The organism is Pseudonocardia sp. Ae505_Ps2 (genome assembly GCF_001932425.1).
Classification (GTDB): domain Bacteria; phylum Actinomycetota; class Actinomycetes; order Mycobacteriales; family Pseudonocardiaceae; genus Pseudonocardia.
The window spans coordinates 3,898,587-3,913,502 of sequence record NZ_MCIP01000001.1 but is presented as its reverse complement, the minus strand read 5'-3'; the positions used below and the strand labels follow the sequence as shown (position 1 = coordinate 3,913,502).

General features: G+C 72.8%; 11 protein-coding genes and 1 pseudogene. 7 read left to right on the top strand and 5 right to left on the bottom strand.

Annotation, left to right across the window (positions count from 1 at the left end):
* Window positions 1-220 (bottom strand): annotated as a pseudogene (locus Ae505Ps2_RS33545) (IS5/IS1182 family transposase); the annotation flags it as partial.
* A 620-nt stretch (window positions 221-840) separates the two neighbouring features.
* Between Ae505Ps2_RS33545 and Ae505Ps2_RS18675 the strand changes: the two are divergent.
* Window positions 841-2,211 (top strand): GGDEF domain-containing protein, encoded by a 1,371-nt coding sequence (locus tag Ae505Ps2_RS18675; protein WP_075553818.1) that lies wholly within the window; start codon window positions 841-843, stop codon window positions 2,209-2,211.
* A 63-nt stretch (window positions 2,212-2,274) separates the two neighbouring features.
* Here Ae505Ps2_RS18675 and Ae505Ps2_RS18670 read toward each other — a convergent pair whose 3' ends face one another.
* The 3 genes from Ae505Ps2_RS18670 to Ae505Ps2_RS18660 all read right to left on the bottom strand — a co-directional run bounded on the left by Ae505Ps2_RS18670 (window position 2,275) and on the right by Ae505Ps2_RS18660 (window position 5,225).
* Window positions 2,275-3,594 carry a GGDEF domain-containing protein gene (locus Ae505Ps2_RS18670; protein ID WP_083702305.1) on the bottom strand — a complete coding sequence of 440 codons (1,320 nt, stop codon included), beginning with the start codon at window positions 3,592-3,594 and terminating at the stop codon, window positions 2,275-2,277.
* A gap of 604 nt (window positions 3,595-4,198) precedes the next feature.
* The gene (locus tag Ae505Ps2_RS18665) at window positions 4,199-4,795 is read right to left on the bottom strand and encodes a histidine phosphatase family protein (protein ID WP_020624024.1); all 597 of its coding nucleotides are present in this window, start codon (window positions 4,793-4,795) and stop codon (window positions 4,199-4,201) included.
* Window positions 4,796-4,799: 4 nt separating this feature from the next.
* Window positions 4,800-5,225: an HIT family protein gene (locus tag Ae505Ps2_RS18660; RefSeq protein WP_075305677.1), complete on the bottom strand. Its 426-nt coding sequence runs from the start codon at window positions 5,223-5,225 to the stop codon at window positions 4,800-4,802.
* Between the two features lie 79 nt (window positions 5,226-5,304).
* On the opposite strand from Ae505Ps2_RS18660, the gene Ae505Ps2_RS18655 reads away from it, so the two are divergent.
* The 3 genes from Ae505Ps2_RS18655 to treY all read left to right on the top strand — a co-directional run bounded on the left by Ae505Ps2_RS18655 (window position 5,305) and on the right by treY (window position 10,481).
* Window positions 5,305-5,772: a PPOX class F420-dependent oxidoreductase gene (locus Ae505Ps2_RS18655; RefSeq protein ID WP_075305676.1), complete on the top strand. Its 468-nt coding sequence runs from the start codon at window positions 5,305-5,307 to the stop codon at window positions 5,770-5,772.
* Between the two features lie 170 nt (window positions 5,773-5,942).
* Window positions 5,943-8,111, top strand: coding sequence for a glycogen debranching protein GlgX (gene glgX / locus Ae505Ps2_RS18650; protein ID WP_020624021.1), 2,169 nt, complete (start codon window positions 5,943-5,945; stop codon window positions 8,109-8,111).
* Between the two features lie 3 nt (window positions 8,112-8,114).
* Window positions 8,115-10,481 (top strand): malto-oligosyltrehalose synthase, encoded by a 2,367-nt coding sequence (gene treY / locus Ae505Ps2_RS18645; RefSeq protein ID WP_075305674.1) that lies wholly within the window; start codon window positions 8,115-8,117, stop codon window positions 10,479-10,481.
* Between the two features lie 66 nt (window positions 10,482-10,547).
* Here the strand turns inward: treY and Ae505Ps2_RS18640 are convergent, their stop codons facing one another.
* Window positions 10,548-11,060, bottom strand: coding sequence for a DUF5709 domain-containing protein (locus Ae505Ps2_RS18640; RefSeq protein ID WP_075333216.1), 513 nt, complete (start codon window positions 11,058-11,060; stop codon window positions 10,548-10,550).
* Window positions 11,061-11,143: 83 nt separating this feature from the next.
* Here Ae505Ps2_RS18640 and treZ point away from each other — a divergent pair, with 83 nt between their 5' ends.
* The 3 genes from treZ to Ae505Ps2_RS18625 all read left to right on the top strand — a co-directional run bounded on the left by treZ (window position 11,144) and on the right by Ae505Ps2_RS18625 (window position 14,870).
* Window positions 11,144-12,889: a malto-oligosyltrehalose trehalohydrolase gene (gene treZ / locus Ae505Ps2_RS18635; RefSeq protein WP_075305672.1), complete on the top strand. Its 1,746-nt coding sequence runs from the start codon at window positions 11,144-11,146 to the stop codon at window positions 12,887-12,889.
* A 146-nt stretch (window positions 12,890-13,035) separates the two neighbouring features.
* Complete coding sequence (locus tag Ae505Ps2_RS18630; RefSeq protein WP_075305671.1) at window positions 13,036-13,998, top strand: sugar ABC transporter permease; 963 nt, start codon at window positions 13,036-13,038, stop codon at window positions 13,996-13,998.
* A complete protein-coding gene (locus tag Ae505Ps2_RS18625; RefSeq protein WP_075305670.1) occupies window positions 13,995-14,870 on the top strand; it encodes a carbohydrate ABC transporter permease in 876 nt (291 codons plus the stop codon). The genes Ae505Ps2_RS18630 and Ae505Ps2_RS18625 overlap by 4 nt, the downstream gene beginning before the upstream one ends.
* Window positions 14,871-14,916: the final 46 nt, after the last annotated feature.

The window sequence follows — 14,916 nt, the reverse complement described above, 5'->3', positions numbered from 1 at the left end:
GGGCGGCGAGCAGGGCTCCGTGCAGGCCGGGTGCGGCCGCGGCGAGGACGTCGATGCCTTCGTGCAGGTAACGGTAGGCCGTTGCAGTGCTGATCGCGTTGTCACCGGCCGAACATCGGACCCGGGTAGCATCACAGAACCAGCGGATCACCAGCACTGCCTGGGCGAACGGGGTCAACGCCCGCCGCCGGGTGCCACGTCGACGGCGTTGAAGGACCAGGAGCCGCGCCAGATAGGCCACGGTGCGCTCCCCGATCGGGAGGACAGCGGTGTAGGTGACAGGATCAGACATGCAGGACCTCGGTGACGGTGTCGATCTGTGCTGGACCGAACCGATCTACCGGGGTCCTGCCCCGTTCCCGCTCATCTCACCACCCTCGGCGTGTCGCCACGACCTGCCACCCCGCTACTGAGAACACCTCAATGGCCGCGGCCATTGCGGCGGATGCCCTCACCAACCCCAGTTGCGCACGATGATCTCCTTTCCTGATCGACATCCCGCACGTAGTGGTGCTGCCACACCGTCACGGACAGCAATTGCCGGACACACCGACATGGTCTCTCATCCATTTCTCGACGCCGTCGCCGGAAAGAGTGGACCGCGGTCGGCCGACGAACAAACCAGGGAGCACCATTGCGACGTCGACCATCACCGACCCGGCCCTGCCGGTGACACCCAGCGTGACGAGGACACTCGTCCGAGCAGCTACGACTCGATCACGACGTCGTATCGATCACGGAACGCGACGGGTGCGGCTAGGATCACGGCGCGGCGGCATCCCGCTCGCCGCAGCGGACGGGCAGGATCGGGTGGTACGACGCCGGCCGAGGGAGGGACGCATGGCCCCGGAACCGGTCCGGTTGCACCAGGTCACCCGCTGGCCGATCTGGTCCATCCCGGGTCGGCTGCTCGGCCCGGTCCTCGCCGTGGAGCTGCTGGCGGTCTGCCTGGTCCTCGCCGGGCTGCTGCACCCGCCCCGGCTCGACCGCCCGACGCTGGTGCTGCTCGTCACCCTGACCGTGGCCGGGATCCTGCACACCGAGGTCGTGGCCGGCATCGAGCGCGTCCGGCGCTACACCGCCGAGACCCATCACGTGAACCTGACCTCGGTCTGGACGGTCGCCTCGGCCCTGCTGCTGCCACCGGTCCTGGGCGCGTTCGTGGTGGTGGTCGTCTACACCCACCTCTACGTCCGGGTGCTGCGGCCGGTGCCGCCCCCGGACCGCAGGCCGGTCTACCGCGAGGTCTACAGCACCGCGACGGTGATCCTCTCCGTGCACGCCGCGGCCGGGGTGCTCGCCGCGACCCGGCCCGGTGAGCTCTACGGCAGCCTGCCCGACGTCGTCGCGCTGCTGCTCGCGCTGCTGACCTACACCGTCGTCAACACCTGCCTGGTGCTCGGTGTGGTCGCGGTGGCCAGCCCGGACACCCGGGTGGTGCGGATCCTGTTCGGCGGCGACGAGCTCACCCTGGAGCTGGCGACCCTCTGCCTGGGGGCGCTGACGGCGGGGGCGCTGGCCGCGAGCGGCCCGTTCGTCGCGCTGCTCGCGGTGCCGCCGATCCTCGCGCTGCACCGCACGATCCTGGTCCGCAAGCTGCGCGAACGCGCCGACACCGACTCCAAGACCGGGCTGCTCAACCACGCGGCCTGGCACCTGCGCGGCACCCACGAGCTGGCCATCGCCGAACGCGAACGGCGGCCGGCGGCGCTGCTGATCCTCGATCTGGACCACTTCAAGGAGATCAACGACACCCACGGCCACCTCTACGGCGACCAGGTCCTCGCCGCCACCGCCCGGGTACTGCGCGAGGAGCTGCGCGACCACGACCTCGTCGGCCGGTTCGGCGGGGAGGAGTTCGTCGTGCTGCTCCCCCGGCTGTCCGGGCACGACGGGCGCGAGGAGGTCCGGCAGATCGCCGAGCGCCTGCGCAGGCGGATCGCGGGTGAGTCCGACCCGGTGGCACCGGTGGACGGGGTCCCCGCCCAGCGGCTGCCCGCACCGCCCCCGGCCGCCCCCGGGACCGACGGCCCTCCGTCCCGGACCGGGATCACCGTCTCGATCGGCGGGGCGCTGTTCCCCGACGACGGCCACGCCCTGACCGGGCTGCTCGAGGTCGCGGACTCCGCCCTCTACGCCGCCAAACGCGCCGGGCGCGACGCCGTGCGGATCGGGCGGCACACCTTCCCGGCCGAGCCCGAGCACGCCTGACCCGTCCCGTCCTGCCGCCGCCGCGGCACCGGGGCCCTGCCGCCGGCGCTCAGTGGCCGGGGCTCAGTAGCCGGGGACGCTCCCGTCGCGCCCGATCCGGACCTGGTCGCGTCCGGCACGTTTGGCGGCGTAGAGGGCGTGGTCGGCGACCTGCAGCAGGTCGTCGAGGGACTCGCCGTCGCCGCCGGTCACCGCGACCCCGACCGACACCGACAGGTCGCGGATGGTGATGCCGCCGCCCGGGCCGTCGACGTGCACCGTCAGCGACCGGATGGTCCGCCGGATGCGCTCGGCCGCGCCGTGGGCGAGCGCGCACCCCTCCGGCCCCACCGGCAGCCCGGCGAGGAGGACGACGAACTCCTCCCCACCGAAGCGCCCGACCGGGTCGACCTCGCGGACCTGGGCCTTCAGCGTCGCGGCGACAGCGGTGAGCACTTCGTCGCCGGCGAGGTGGCCGTAGCCGTCGTTGACGGCCTTGAAGTGGTCCAGGTCGAGGATCAGCACCGCGACGGCACCGCGCTGGCGCCGGGCCCGGGTGAGCGCCCGGTGCGCCCGGCCCCGCCACGCGACCGCGGTGAGCAGGTTGGTCTTGGCGTCGGTGTTCGCCCGCTCCTCCAGCTGCCGGATCAGCACCGCCCGGTGCAGCACCAACAGCGGCGGGAGGACCAGCAGCGCAAGGAGCACATGGCGCTGCACCGCGAGCGCGGCCAGCACCGCCAGGCAGAGCGTCGCGCCCTCGAGCACGTGGTCGTCCCAGTCCCCCATCAGGCGTCGCCAGTCGGGACGATCCGGCGAGGTCAGGGCCAGCGCGGTCGCGACGAGGACCTGGTTGACCAGCCCGTAGACCGCCATGGCCAGCAGCAGCGACAGGTAGCCGACCACCTGGCTCGCACCGCCGAGCCCCGCCGCCGCGGTGAGCGAGTCGGACGAGACGAGGACCGAGGCGGCCATCGCGGCGAGCACGACGGTCGCGGTGGTGTAGACGTGCCGATACAGCTTCGCCCCGGCCGGGCGCCAGACCCGCCACCACAGGTGGCCGTAGACCGCGACGACCACCAGGCCCGCCACCCCCGGCGGCAGCAGCAGCGCGGCCGCGAAGGTCCAGACCGTCGACAGGTCGAAGTAGGTGACCTGCGCTCCGCGCCGGCGCACCCGGTCGATGCCGGACGCCATCTCGGTGTGCAGCGCGCCGAGTGCGGCGAGACCGAGGGCGCCCAGCGCCAGCATGCCGGTGGCGCGGTCCCACGGCAGCCGCGCCACGTCGGTCACGACGAGCACCACCGCGGTGAGCTCCACCAGCACCAGCACGGCGAGTACCCGGGCCGGCAGCCCGCGCGAGGGCCAGCGGGGCCGTTCGGCGTCCTCACCCCGGATCGCGGTCACCGGTGCCTGCCCGAACGAACTGGGGCGATCGTGCCGTCGGGACCGTGCGGCGCCGGTGACGTCGTGCGCGACCGAGGCCGGTGACCACCGGGAACCACACCTGCCGGGGGCATGCGACCGCCCCCGGACCCGCCGGGCGGCGCATCCGGACGGGGCATCCGGACGGCGCCGAGGGCGAGCAGGCGCAGCGCGCGGACGTCCGCGCGGACGTCGCGGACGTCGCGGACCGAGAAGGCGCCACGCGCGACGGGAGGACCGGCGGGAGTGGGGACGCGACGTTCGTCGTCCCGCGTCCCGGAGCCTCCGCGCTCGGCCATCGGCGTGCGGTCCCTTCGGAGTCCGTAGGTGGCCCGTGCCGGGATCCGGCACCCGCCCTGGACGGGGCCCCACGACCTCGGCATCGTCGTCGGGCGGAGACGCAGCCGAGCGTAGGTACAGCCCGCCCGCTCGGCGTCCTGGATCACCCGTCCGAAGCCGGGCGGCGTAACGACGGCGGCGAACGGCGTACGAGCGGGGGCACACGTCCATCACGTGCGCCTCCGTCCACGGCAAACGGTCGACGGCAAGCGGTCGACGACCGTTGCGCAACGGTCGGCGGTGGAGGTCAGAGCAGGTCCGCGACGTGGGCGGTCTCATTCACCGTCGCGACCTTGCGCATCCCGTCGCGTGCGCACACCACCCGTGAGAGGCCGACGTAGTCCAGGGGGAACGGCAGGTCCCGTCCGATGCCCAGCACCTCGGCGAGGTAGGCGTTGACCACGCCCGCGTGGGCGACGACGACCACCGTCGCCCGGCCCGGGTGTGCCGCGACGACGTCCTCGATCCCGGCACGCACCCGGGCCCGGAACGCGGCGCCGTCGACGTGGTCGGGCAGGTGCCCGGCCCGCATCCGCGCCCATGCCGCCGGGTCGGCCTGCGCCATCCGGGCGACCGGGACGTAGAGCGAGCGTTCTGCGTCGTACTCGCGCAGGTCGGACCGGGTGTGCGGGGTGAGGCCGCGCTCGCGCGCGAGCGGCTCCGCGGTCTGGACCGCCCGGAGCATCGTGCTGGTGTACAGCGCGTCGACCGGGGTGCCGGCCAGCGCGTCGACCAGCCGGGCGGCCTGCTCCAGGCCCTGCGGCGCGAGGCCCGGGTCGGCGTGCGTGCCGTCGTCGTGCTCGACGGCCTCGGGCAGCGCGTGCCGGACGAGCAGCAGGTGCACCCGCTCAGCCCGGGACGTGCGCGTCGTGTCCGGCGGCCCGCAGCGCCGCGCGCAGGGCCTCGGCGTGCCCGTCCTGCTCGGCGCCGTCGACGGTGGCGGCCGCGTTCGCGAAGTCGAAGGCCCGCATGTCCCAGGCCGGGAACACGTGGACGTGCAGGTGGGGCACCTCGAACCCGGCGACCAGCAGACCCACCCGGGGCGGCGACCAGATCTCCCGCACCGCGAGTCCGACGGTCCGTGCCACCCCGGTGAGGTGGGCGACGAGGCCGGCGTCGGCGTCGACCCACTGGTCGATCTCGGCGCGCGGCACGACGAGGGTGTGCCCCGGGCCGAGCGGGTTGATCGACAGGAACCCCACGCACTGCTCGTCGGCCCAGACGAACCGGCCCGGGATCTCGCCGCTGATGATCTTCGTGAAGACGGTGGCCACGGATCCGGACCCTAGTGGCCCGCGGCGCGGGGTGAGGAACGGCGGGCGCGGGGCCCCCGGCCGCCCTAGGATTCCGGGCATGCCCCGCACCATCGCCCGCAGTGACCGCGTCGACCGGGACGAGCTGCTCGAGTTCGTCCGTCCCCGGCACCACATGGTGCTGATGACCACCCGTTCCGACGGCGGCGTGCAGGCCTCCCCGGTCACCGGCGGCGTCGACGACGAGGGGCGCATCGTGATCTCCACCTATCCCGAGCGCGCCAAGTCGGCCAACGTCGCGAGGGCCGGCAGGGCCGCGGTCGTCGTGCTGAGCGAGGAGTTCGACGGCGCCTGGGTGCAGGTCGAGGGCGACGCCGAGCTCATCACGCTGCCCGACGCGCTCGAGCCGCTGGCCGACTACTTCCGCGCCGTCTCCGGCGAGCACCCGGACTGGGACGAGTACCGCCGGGCCATGGCCGACCAGGGGAAGGCTTTGATCCGCATCACCCCGACCCGGTGGAGCCCTGTCGCCACCGGCGGCTTCCCCGCCCGGCTCGCCGACTCCTGACCGCCCCTGGGACGATCGACCGCCCCCGTCCGCAGCAGCTGCGGACGTGACGGTGATGTGGCGTGGGCCGCCGGCGGCCCCGTCCACCATGCGGCAACGGAGCCCGCCCTACACAGTGTGAGCGTGCCAGCGGCCTGCGGCCGGGGGTACGCGACGAGAGGACACAGACCATGCAGGCCTGGCCCGGGCACGCCTATCCGCTGGGTGCCAGCTACGACGGCACCGGCACCAACTTCGCACTGTTCTCCGAGGTCGCCGACGCCGTGGAGCTGTGCCTGTTCTCCCCCGACCCGGGCGCGCCCGGCGGACTCGCCGAGACCCGGGTCCCGCTGACCGAGGTCGACGGCTTCGTCTGGCACGGCTACCTGCCCGGCATCGAGCCCGGCCAGCGCTACGGCTACCGCGTGCACGGTCCCTACGACCCGGCCCAGGGTCTGCGGTGCAACCCGAACAAGCTGGTCATCGACCCCTACGCCAAGGCCCTCGACGGCCCGGTCGACTGGGACGAGGCCGTGTTCGGCTACAACTTCGGCGACCCGGACTCGCGCAACGACACCGACTCCGCGCCGCACGTGCCGAAGTCGGTCGTCGTCAACCCGTACTTCGACTGGGGCTCGGACCGCCCGCCGAAGATCCCCTACAACGAGACCGTCGTCTACGAGGCGCACGTCAAGGGACTGACGATCCAGCACCCGGACGTCGAGGAGGAGCTGCGCGGCACCTACTCCGGCGTGGCGCACCCGGCGATGATCGAGCACTACAAGCGGCTCGGGATCACCGCCGTCGAGCTCATGCCGGTGCACGAGTTCGTGCAGGACCACCACCTCACCGAGAAGGGCCTGTCGAACTACTGGGGCTACAACACCATCGGCTTCCTGGCCCCGCACCACGCGTACTCGTCGGGCTCGATCCGGTCCGGCACCCAGGTCGCGGAGTTCAAGGCGATGGTGCGCGACCTGCACGACGCCGGCATCGAGGTCATCCTCGACGTGGTCTACAACCACACCGCCGAGGGCTCGGACATGGGCCCGACGCTGTCCATGCGCGGCATCGACAACCACGCCTACTACCGGCTGGTCGACGACGACCCCCGCTACTACATGGACTACACGGGCACCGGGAACTCCCTCAACGTCCGCAACCCGCACACCCTGCAGCTGATCATGGACTCGCTGCGGTACTGGGTGACCGAGATGCACGTCGACGGCTTCCGCTTCGACCTGGCCTCCACCCTGGCCCGCGAGTTCTACGACGTCGACCGGCTGTCGACCTTCTTCGACCTCGTCCAGCAGGACCCGGTGATCTCGCAGGTCAAGCTGATCGCCGAGCCGTGGGACGTCGGCCCCGGCGGCTACCAGGTCGGCAACTTCCCGCCGCTGTGGACCGAGTGGAACGGCAAGTACCGCGACACAGTGCGCGACTTCTGGCGCGGTGAGGCGGGCACCCTGGGCGAGTTCGCGTCGCGGATCACCGGCAGCTCGGACCTCTACCAGGCCGACGGCCGCCGCCCGTTCGCCTCGATCAACTTCGTGACCGCGCACGACGGGTTCACCCTGGCCGACCTCGTCTCGTACAACGAGAAGCACAACGAGGCCAACGGCGAGGGCGGCAACGACGGCGAGAGCCACAACCGGTCCTGGAACTGCGGCGTCGAGGGTCCCACCGACGACGAGACCATCGTCGAGCTGCGGGCCCGCCAGCAGCGCAACTTCCTGGCGACGCTGCTGCTGTCCCAGGGCACCCCGATGCTGCTGCACGGCGACGAGGCCGGACGCACCCAGGGCGGCAACAACAACGTCTACTGCCAGGACAACGAGATCGCCTGGCAGGACTGGGAGCTCGCGGGCAAGCACGACGACCTGACCACCTTCACCGCGGGCGTCGCCGCGCTGCGGCACGCCCACCCGGTGTTCCGCCGGCGCCGGTTCTTCGCCGGCCGCCCGATCGGCCGGTCCTCCACCAGCGAGGACGTCGCCGACATCGGCTGGTTCACCCCCGCCGGGCGGGAGATGACCGAGGAGGACTGGGACAACGACCTGGGCCGCTCGGTGGTCGTGTTCCTCAACGGCAGCCAGATCGCCGACGTCGACCAGCGCGGCCAGCGGATCGTCGACGACTCGTTCCTGCTGTGCTTCAACTCCTTCTGGGAGGACATCGACACCACGCTCCCGCCCACCGAGTTCGGGCAGGCGTGGGAGATCGTCGTCGACACCCACTCGGGCGAGGTGCACCCGCCGAACGCCGCCGGCGTCACGGGGACCGACCTCGACCCGGTGTCCGCGGGCTCGGTGCTGACCCTGCCCGCCCGTTCCCTGCTCGTCCTGCGATCGAAGGGCTGAGGCGTGACCCGCCTTCCGGGATCGACCTACCGGCTGCAGCTCTCGGCGGAGCAGACCTTCGCCGACGCCGCCGCGCTGACCGGCTACCTGGACCGGCTGGGGGTCGGGGCGCTCTACGCCTCACCCCTGCTGGAGTCCACGGCCGGGTCCACCCACGGCTACGACGTGACCGACCCGACCCGGGTGTCGGGTGAGCGCGGCGGCGAGCAGGGGCTGCGGTCGCTGCTCGCGACGCTGCGCGAGCACGGCCTGACGATGCTGATCGACATCGTGCCCAACCACGTCGGCGTCGCGAAGCCCGCCGAGAACCCGTGGTGGTGGGACGTGCTCACGCACGGCCAGGCCTCGCGCTGGGCCCGGCACTTCGACATCGACTGGGGCGCCGGCGCGCTGCTGCTCCCGGTGCTGGACGCCGACGAGGACACCGCGCTGTCGCAGCTGTCGGTCCTCGACGGGGAGCTGCGCTACCACGAGCACCGCTTCCCGATCGCCCCCGGCACCGGCGAGGGCACCGCCAAGGAGGTGCACGCACGCCAGCACTACCGGCTCGTGTCCTGGCGACGCGGCGCCGCCGAGCTGACCTACCGGCGGTTCTTCGACGTCAGCGACCTCGCCGCGGTCCGGGTCGAGGACCCGGAGGTCTTCGCCGACACCCACCGCACCGTGCTCGACCTCGTGCGCTCCGACGACACCGTCGTCGGGCTGCGGGTGGACCACCCGGACGGCCTGTCCGACCCGGGTGCCTACGCGCGGCGGCTGCGCGCCGAGCTCGGCCCCGGCAAGTGGCTGCTGGTGGAGAAGATCCTGGGCCTCGACGAGGAGCTGCCGATCTCCTGGCCGGTCGACGGCACCACCGGCTACGAGGCGCTGCGCGAGGTCTGCGGGGTGCTCGTCGACCCCGACGGTGCCGGGCTGCTCACCCAGTTCGCCGCCGAACACACCGGGGAGAAGCGCTCCGCGCACGCCGTCGAGGACGACGGCCGCCACCTCGTCGCCCGCGAGATCCTGGTCGCCGAGGTCCGCCGGATCGCCAACGCCTTCCGGGCCGGCCCCGGTGCGGACTCGGCGGCGACCGGGCTCGACCTGGCCGAGGTCACCGCGGAGGACCTGCACGACGCGGTCGCCGAGCTGCTGTGCGGGTTCCCGGTCTACCGCTCGTACCTGACGCCGCGGATCACCGAGGGCCGCGCGGCCGCCGACACCGCCGTCGCCGTGGCCCGCACACGGCGACCGGACCTGGGCGCGGTGCTCACCGCGTTGCACAGCGGGCTGGTCCGCGAGCCCGGCTCGGAGTACGCGACCCGGTTGCAGCAGACCTCGGGCATGGTCACCGCCAAGGGCGTCGAGGACACCGCGTTCTACCGGTACAACCGGCTCGTCGCGCTGAACGAGGTCGGCGGCGACCCGGCCCGGTTCGGGGTGACCCCCGAGGAGTTCCACGTCGGGCTGGCCCGCCGCGAGGCCGGCCGGTCGCGCACGATGACCTCGCTGTCCACCCACGACACGAAGCGCTCCGAGGACGTCCGGGCCCGGCTCGCCGTCCTGGCCGAGCGACCCGCGGACTGGGCGGCGAAGGTCCGCGAGTGGTCGGTGCGCCACCCGCTGCCCGACCGCTCGCTGGAGCTGCTGGCCTGGCAGTCGCTGGTCGGGGCGTGGCCGATCCCGGCCGACCGGCTCGCCGGCTACCTGGGCAAGGCGTCCAAGGAGGCCAAGCTGGTGACCTCGCACATCGACGCCGTGCCCGAGGTCGACGAGGCGATCGCGGCCTGGCCGGAGCAGGTCCTCGCCGACGCCGAGCTCGTCGCCGAGATCGAGGCGTTCGTCGGGGAGATCGCCGACCCGGGCCGGTCGAACTCGCTGGCCCAGAAGCTGCTCCAGATGGCCGGGCCCGGCGTGCCGGACGTCTACCAGGGCACCGAGCTGTTCGAGTACTCGCTGGTCGACCCGGACAACCGGCGCCCGGTCGACTGGGACGCCCGGCGGGCGATCCTGGAGCGCCTCGACGCGGGCGAGCAGCCGCCGGTCGACCCGACCGGCGCGGCCAAGCTGCTGGTCACCTCGGCGACGGCGCGGCTGCGGCGGTTCCGGCCCGAGCTGTTCAGCGGCTACGGCCGGGTCGACGCCCAGGGCCCGGCGGCGGAGCACGCCGTCGCGTTCTCGCGGGGCGGGGGCGCGCTCGTCGCCGTGGCGACCCGGCTGCCCGAGGGGCTGGCCCGCCGGGGCGGCTGGGACGACACCCGGCTGCCACTTCCCGGCGGCTTCGACGACTGGCACGACATGATCGCGAACCGTCCGGTGGACGGGCCCGCGCCCGCGCTGGCCGACCTGCTCGCCCGCTACCCCGTCGCGCTGCTGGTCCGCCCCGCCTGATCCGTCACCCGTCGCGCCCCGGTCGCCCGCAGGCGGCCGGGGCGCGACGCGTACGGGTCCGGCGGGTCAGGGCTCGTCGACGACGTGCACCGCGGCCTCCTCGGCCGAGGCGCCGGCACCGTCGATGCCGGCGTCGCCGGCCACCAGGTCCTTCTCCCCACCGTCGCTGCCGTCGAAGCTCGCGTCGTCGATCGTGAGGCGCCCGGCGCGGCGGTCGCCCACCTCGTCGTCGGCGAGCAGCTCGCCGTCGGCACCCGGGGCGTCCCCGAGCAGGTCGCCGGTGGCGTCGTCGACGTCGGAGAAGTCGTCCCGGGAGTCCGGGTCGCCGACGACCCCGGCGGCGCGGGCGTCGTCGCGGTCCTCCGCGTCGGCGGTCGCGTCCAGCTCGGCCGTCCAGGTGTCGGGCTCCTCGTCGGCCAGGCGCTCGTCGAGGGTCTCGTCGTCGCGGTCGTTCCACGGGCGCTCGGGCGGCGAGTAGCCCTCGTCGAGCACGTCGGTCACGCCGCCGTACTCCAGGGTGTCCTCCGGCTGCAGCTGCGCGTCGGAGTCGAGGTCGTCGCCGGCGTCGGGGTCGCTCATCGGGGCAGCCTAGCGGCGCGTGACCCGGCCCACCCCCCGCCGGGCGCGCGCCGACCCCACCGGGTGCGGAAGGATCGGCGCCCGTGACGGAGTTCGCCGTGTGGGCCCCCGACAGGAACCGCGTCAGCGTGCTGGTGGGTGACCAGCGCATCGCGCTCGATCCCTCCCCGGGGGGCTGGTGGCGCACCGAGGCGCCCGACCACGGGCACGGGACCGACTACGCGTTCCTGCTCGACGACGACGCGACGCCGCTGCCCGACCCCCGTTCCCGCTGGCAGCCGAAGGGGGTGCACGAGCGCTCCCGCGTCTACGACCACGAGGCGTTCTGGTGGACCGACGAGACCTGGACCGGCCGCGCGCTGGCCGGGTCGGTGCTCTACGAGTGCCACATCGGCACGTTCACCGGGCCGGGCACGTTCGACGCCGCGATCGGCCGGCTCGACCACCTGGTCTCGCTCGGGGTCGACCTGGTCGAGGTGCTGCCGGTCAACGCCGTCGACGGGCCGGTCAACTGGGGCTACGACGGCGTCGGCTGGTACGCCGTCACCGAGAACTACGGCGGCCCGGACGCGTTCAAGCGCTTCGTCGACGCCTGCCACGCCCGCGGCCTGGGTGTCGTCCTCGACGTCGTCTACAACCACCTCGGCCCGTCCGGGGCCTACCTGGACCGGTTCGGCCCCTACTTCGCCGGTTCCAACATCTGGGGTCCGTCGCTGAACCTCGACGCCGCGGGCTCCGACGAGGTCCGCCGCTACATGATCGACAACGCCCTGATGTGGCTGCGCGACTTCCACGTCGACGGGCTGCGGATCGACGCCGTGCACGCGCTGCGCGACACCCGGGCCCAGCACGTCCTGGAGCAGCTCGCCGTCGAGGTGACCGCGCTGGAGGCGCACGTCGGGCGCCCGCTGTCGCTGATCGCCGAGTCCGACCTCAACGACCCGCGGATGATCACTGCGCGGGAGGGCGGCGGGTACGGCCTGGACGCGCAGTGGGCCGACGACGTCCACCACTGCCTGCACTCGGTGCTCACCGGCGAGGGCCAGGGCTACTACGGCGACTTCGCCGAGGCCGGTCTCGACGGGCTGGCGCACGTGCTCACCCGCGGCTTCCTGCACGAGGGGACCTGGTCGTCGTTCCGGCAGCGCAGCCACGGCGCCCCGATCGACACCGCGCGGATCCCCGGCTCGCGGCTGGTCACCTACCTGCAGAACCACGACCAGATCGGCAACCGCGCCACCGGTGACCGGCTCACCCACACGCTCTCGCCCGGCCTGCTGGCCTGCGGTGCGGCGCTGCTGTTCACCTCCGGATTCACCCCGATGCTGTTCATGGGTGAGGAGTGGGGCGCACGCACGCCGTGGCAGTTCTTCTCCCGCTTCGGCGACCCGGACCTGCAGAAGGCCGTCCGCGACGGCCGGCGCGCCGAGTTCGCCGACCACGGCTGGGACGACGCCGCCGAGGTGCCCGACCCCAACGCCGAGTCGACCTTCGCCGACTCCCGGCTGGACTGGTCCGAGCCCGAGCAGGAGCCGCACGCGACCCTGCTGCGCATGCACCGTGAGCTCATCGCCCTGCGCCGCGCCTGGCCGGAACTGTCGGACCCGTGGCTGGACCGGATCGGTGTGGACGTCCACGAGCAGGCGCGCACCCTCGTCGTCGCCCGCGGGCGGATGCGGGTCGTGGTCAACCTCGGCCCGGAGCCGGTGACGCTGTCGCTCGGATCGGAGATCACCCGCATCCTGCTGGCGTCCGAGCCGACGACCAGCGACGGCTCCTCGTTCACCGTCCCGGCGGAGGCGTTCGCCATCTGCCGCGTGGCGGAGTAGCGGGGACCCTGCGCGTCACCCGTCCGAGTGCCGCCGTTCACCTGTTCGCCGGACACGTGACGCGGCCGGGCCACACGAGACTGCGAGGGTCTGCGAGGTCGCGACGATGCGGCCGCGCGCCGCCCCTGCGACAGACGTGAGGTCACGTGACGTCCACCCCCACCCGGTCCGCCTCGACGCCGACGGCGCCGGGTGCGACCTCGCGCCCCCCGCCGCGGCGACGGCGCCGCTTCACCGCCCGGGACCGGCACGACTTCTGGGTGTTCCTCGCGCTGGTGCTGCCCAACGCGGCGCTGATCGTCGCCTTCGCCTACCGGCCGGTGATCGAGAACGTCCGGTACTCGCTGCTGAACTGGACCCTCGGGTCGCCGTCGGCGACGTTCGTGGGGCTCGGGAACTACGTCACGTTCCTGACCTCGCCGTCGTCGGCGGGGATCGTCGGGACGACGCTGGTGTTCACCGTCGTCACGGTCGGCGGCTCGATGGTGCTGGGTCTGCTGATCGCACTGGCGCTCAACCGGCGGGTGCCGGGTACCGGTGTCGCGCGGGCCGCGGTGTTCTCCCCCTACGTGCTGTCCGGGGTCGGCGTCGGGCTGGTGTGGCTGTTCGTGTTCGACCCGTCGATCGGGGTGCTGGGGGCGGTGGTGCGAGCCTTCGGCGGCACCGCACCGGACTTCTTCAACGACCCGTCGATGTCGCTGACGATGATCTGCATCGTCTACGTCTGGAAGAACATGGGCTACGCCGCGGTGATCTACCTGGCGGGCCTGCAGTCGATCCCGAAGGACCTGCTGGAGGCCGCCGCGCTGGACGGCGCGTCGTCGGCCCGCACGTTCTTCCGGGTGGTGCTGCCGCTCCTGTCGCCGGTGACGTTCTTCCTGGTCGTGACGAGCGCGCTGAACTCGTTGCAGGCCTTCGACCTGATCCGGATCATGACCCCGCTCGGGCAGGGGACGACGACGTTGATCTACGAGGCCTACCTGCAGGCCTTCGGCTCCAGCAACCGGGCAGGCTACTCGGCGGCGGTGTCGACGGTCCTGTTCGTGGTGCTGGTGGTCTTCACCCTGGTCCAGCTGCGGTGGATGGAACGGCGGGTGCACTACGCATGACCACCACCGCTCCGGAGCACCGGTCGTCGCGCGCGCTGTCGCCGCGGGCCCTGTTCGACGTCGTGACCAGCGCCTACGTCCCGCTGCTGGTGGCCGTACTCGTCGTGCTGTTCCCGCTGCTGTGGATGACGCTGTCGTCGTTCAAGCCACTGACCGAGATCATCACCCAGACCCCGGCACTGCTGCCGTCGGCGCCGACGACGGAGAACTACGCCACCGTCGCCGAGCGCCTGCCGTTCGGCCGGGTGTTCCTCAACTCAGTGCTGGTCACCGTGGTCGGTGCCGTGCTCAAGGTGGCGCTGGCCGTGTTCACCGCCTACGGGCTGGTGTTCGTCCGGTTCCCGTTCAAGAACTGGATCTTCGCCGGGCTGCTGGTGACGCTGATGGTGCCGCCGCAGGTGGCGCTGCTGCCCAACTACACGCTCATCACCGCGCTCGGCGGCGCGGACACGTACTGGGGCATCATCCTGCCCGGTCTCGGGACGGCGTTCGGCACGTTCCTGCTGCGCCAGCACTTCCGCACGCTGCCGCCGAGCCTGCTGGAGGCCGCCGAGCTCGACGGGGCCGGGCACTGGCGCCGGCTCACCCGGGTCGTCCTGCCTGTGTCCGCGCCGACCGTCGCCACCGTCGCGCTGATCACGATCGTCTACGAGTGGAACGACTACCTCTGGCCGCTGGTCATCATCTCCAGGCCGGAGATGATGACGCTGCCCGTCGGGCTCACCCTGCTGGCCAACGTGGACAACCGGGCCGCGGCCTACGGCCAGCTCATGGCCGGGTCGGTCGCCGTGATCGTGCCGGTCCTGATCGTCTTCATCGCCCTCCAGCGCCACATCATCGCCGGGCTTACCCAGGGCGCGGTCAAGGACTGAGACCGTCCCCCGCGCCTCCTCCCCTCCCCCCGAAAGGACGCCAGCT

Bases quoted from the DNA above. Each gene is read 5' to 3' on its own strand.
- Ae505Ps2_RS18640 (WP_075333216.1), bottom strand. From the start codon at position 11,060: ATGAGCGACCCCGACGCCGGCGACGACCTCGACTCCGACGCGCAGCTG.
- glgX (WP_020624021.1), top strand. From the start codon at position 5,943: ATGCAGGCCTGGCCCGGGCACGCCTATCCGCTGGGTGCCAGCTACGAC.
- Ae505Ps2_RS18655 (WP_075305676.1), top strand. From the start codon at position 5,305: ATGCCCCGCACCATCGCCCGCAGTGACCGCGTCGACCGGGACGAGCTG.
- Ae505Ps2_RS18675 (WP_075553818.1), top strand. From the start codon at position 841: ATGGCCCCGGAACCGGTCCGGTTGCACCAGGTCACCCGCTGGCCGATC.
- Ae505Ps2_RS18625 (WP_075305670.1), top strand. From the start codon at position 13,995: ATGACCACCACCGCTCCGGAGCACCGGTCGTCGCGCGCGCTGTCGCCG.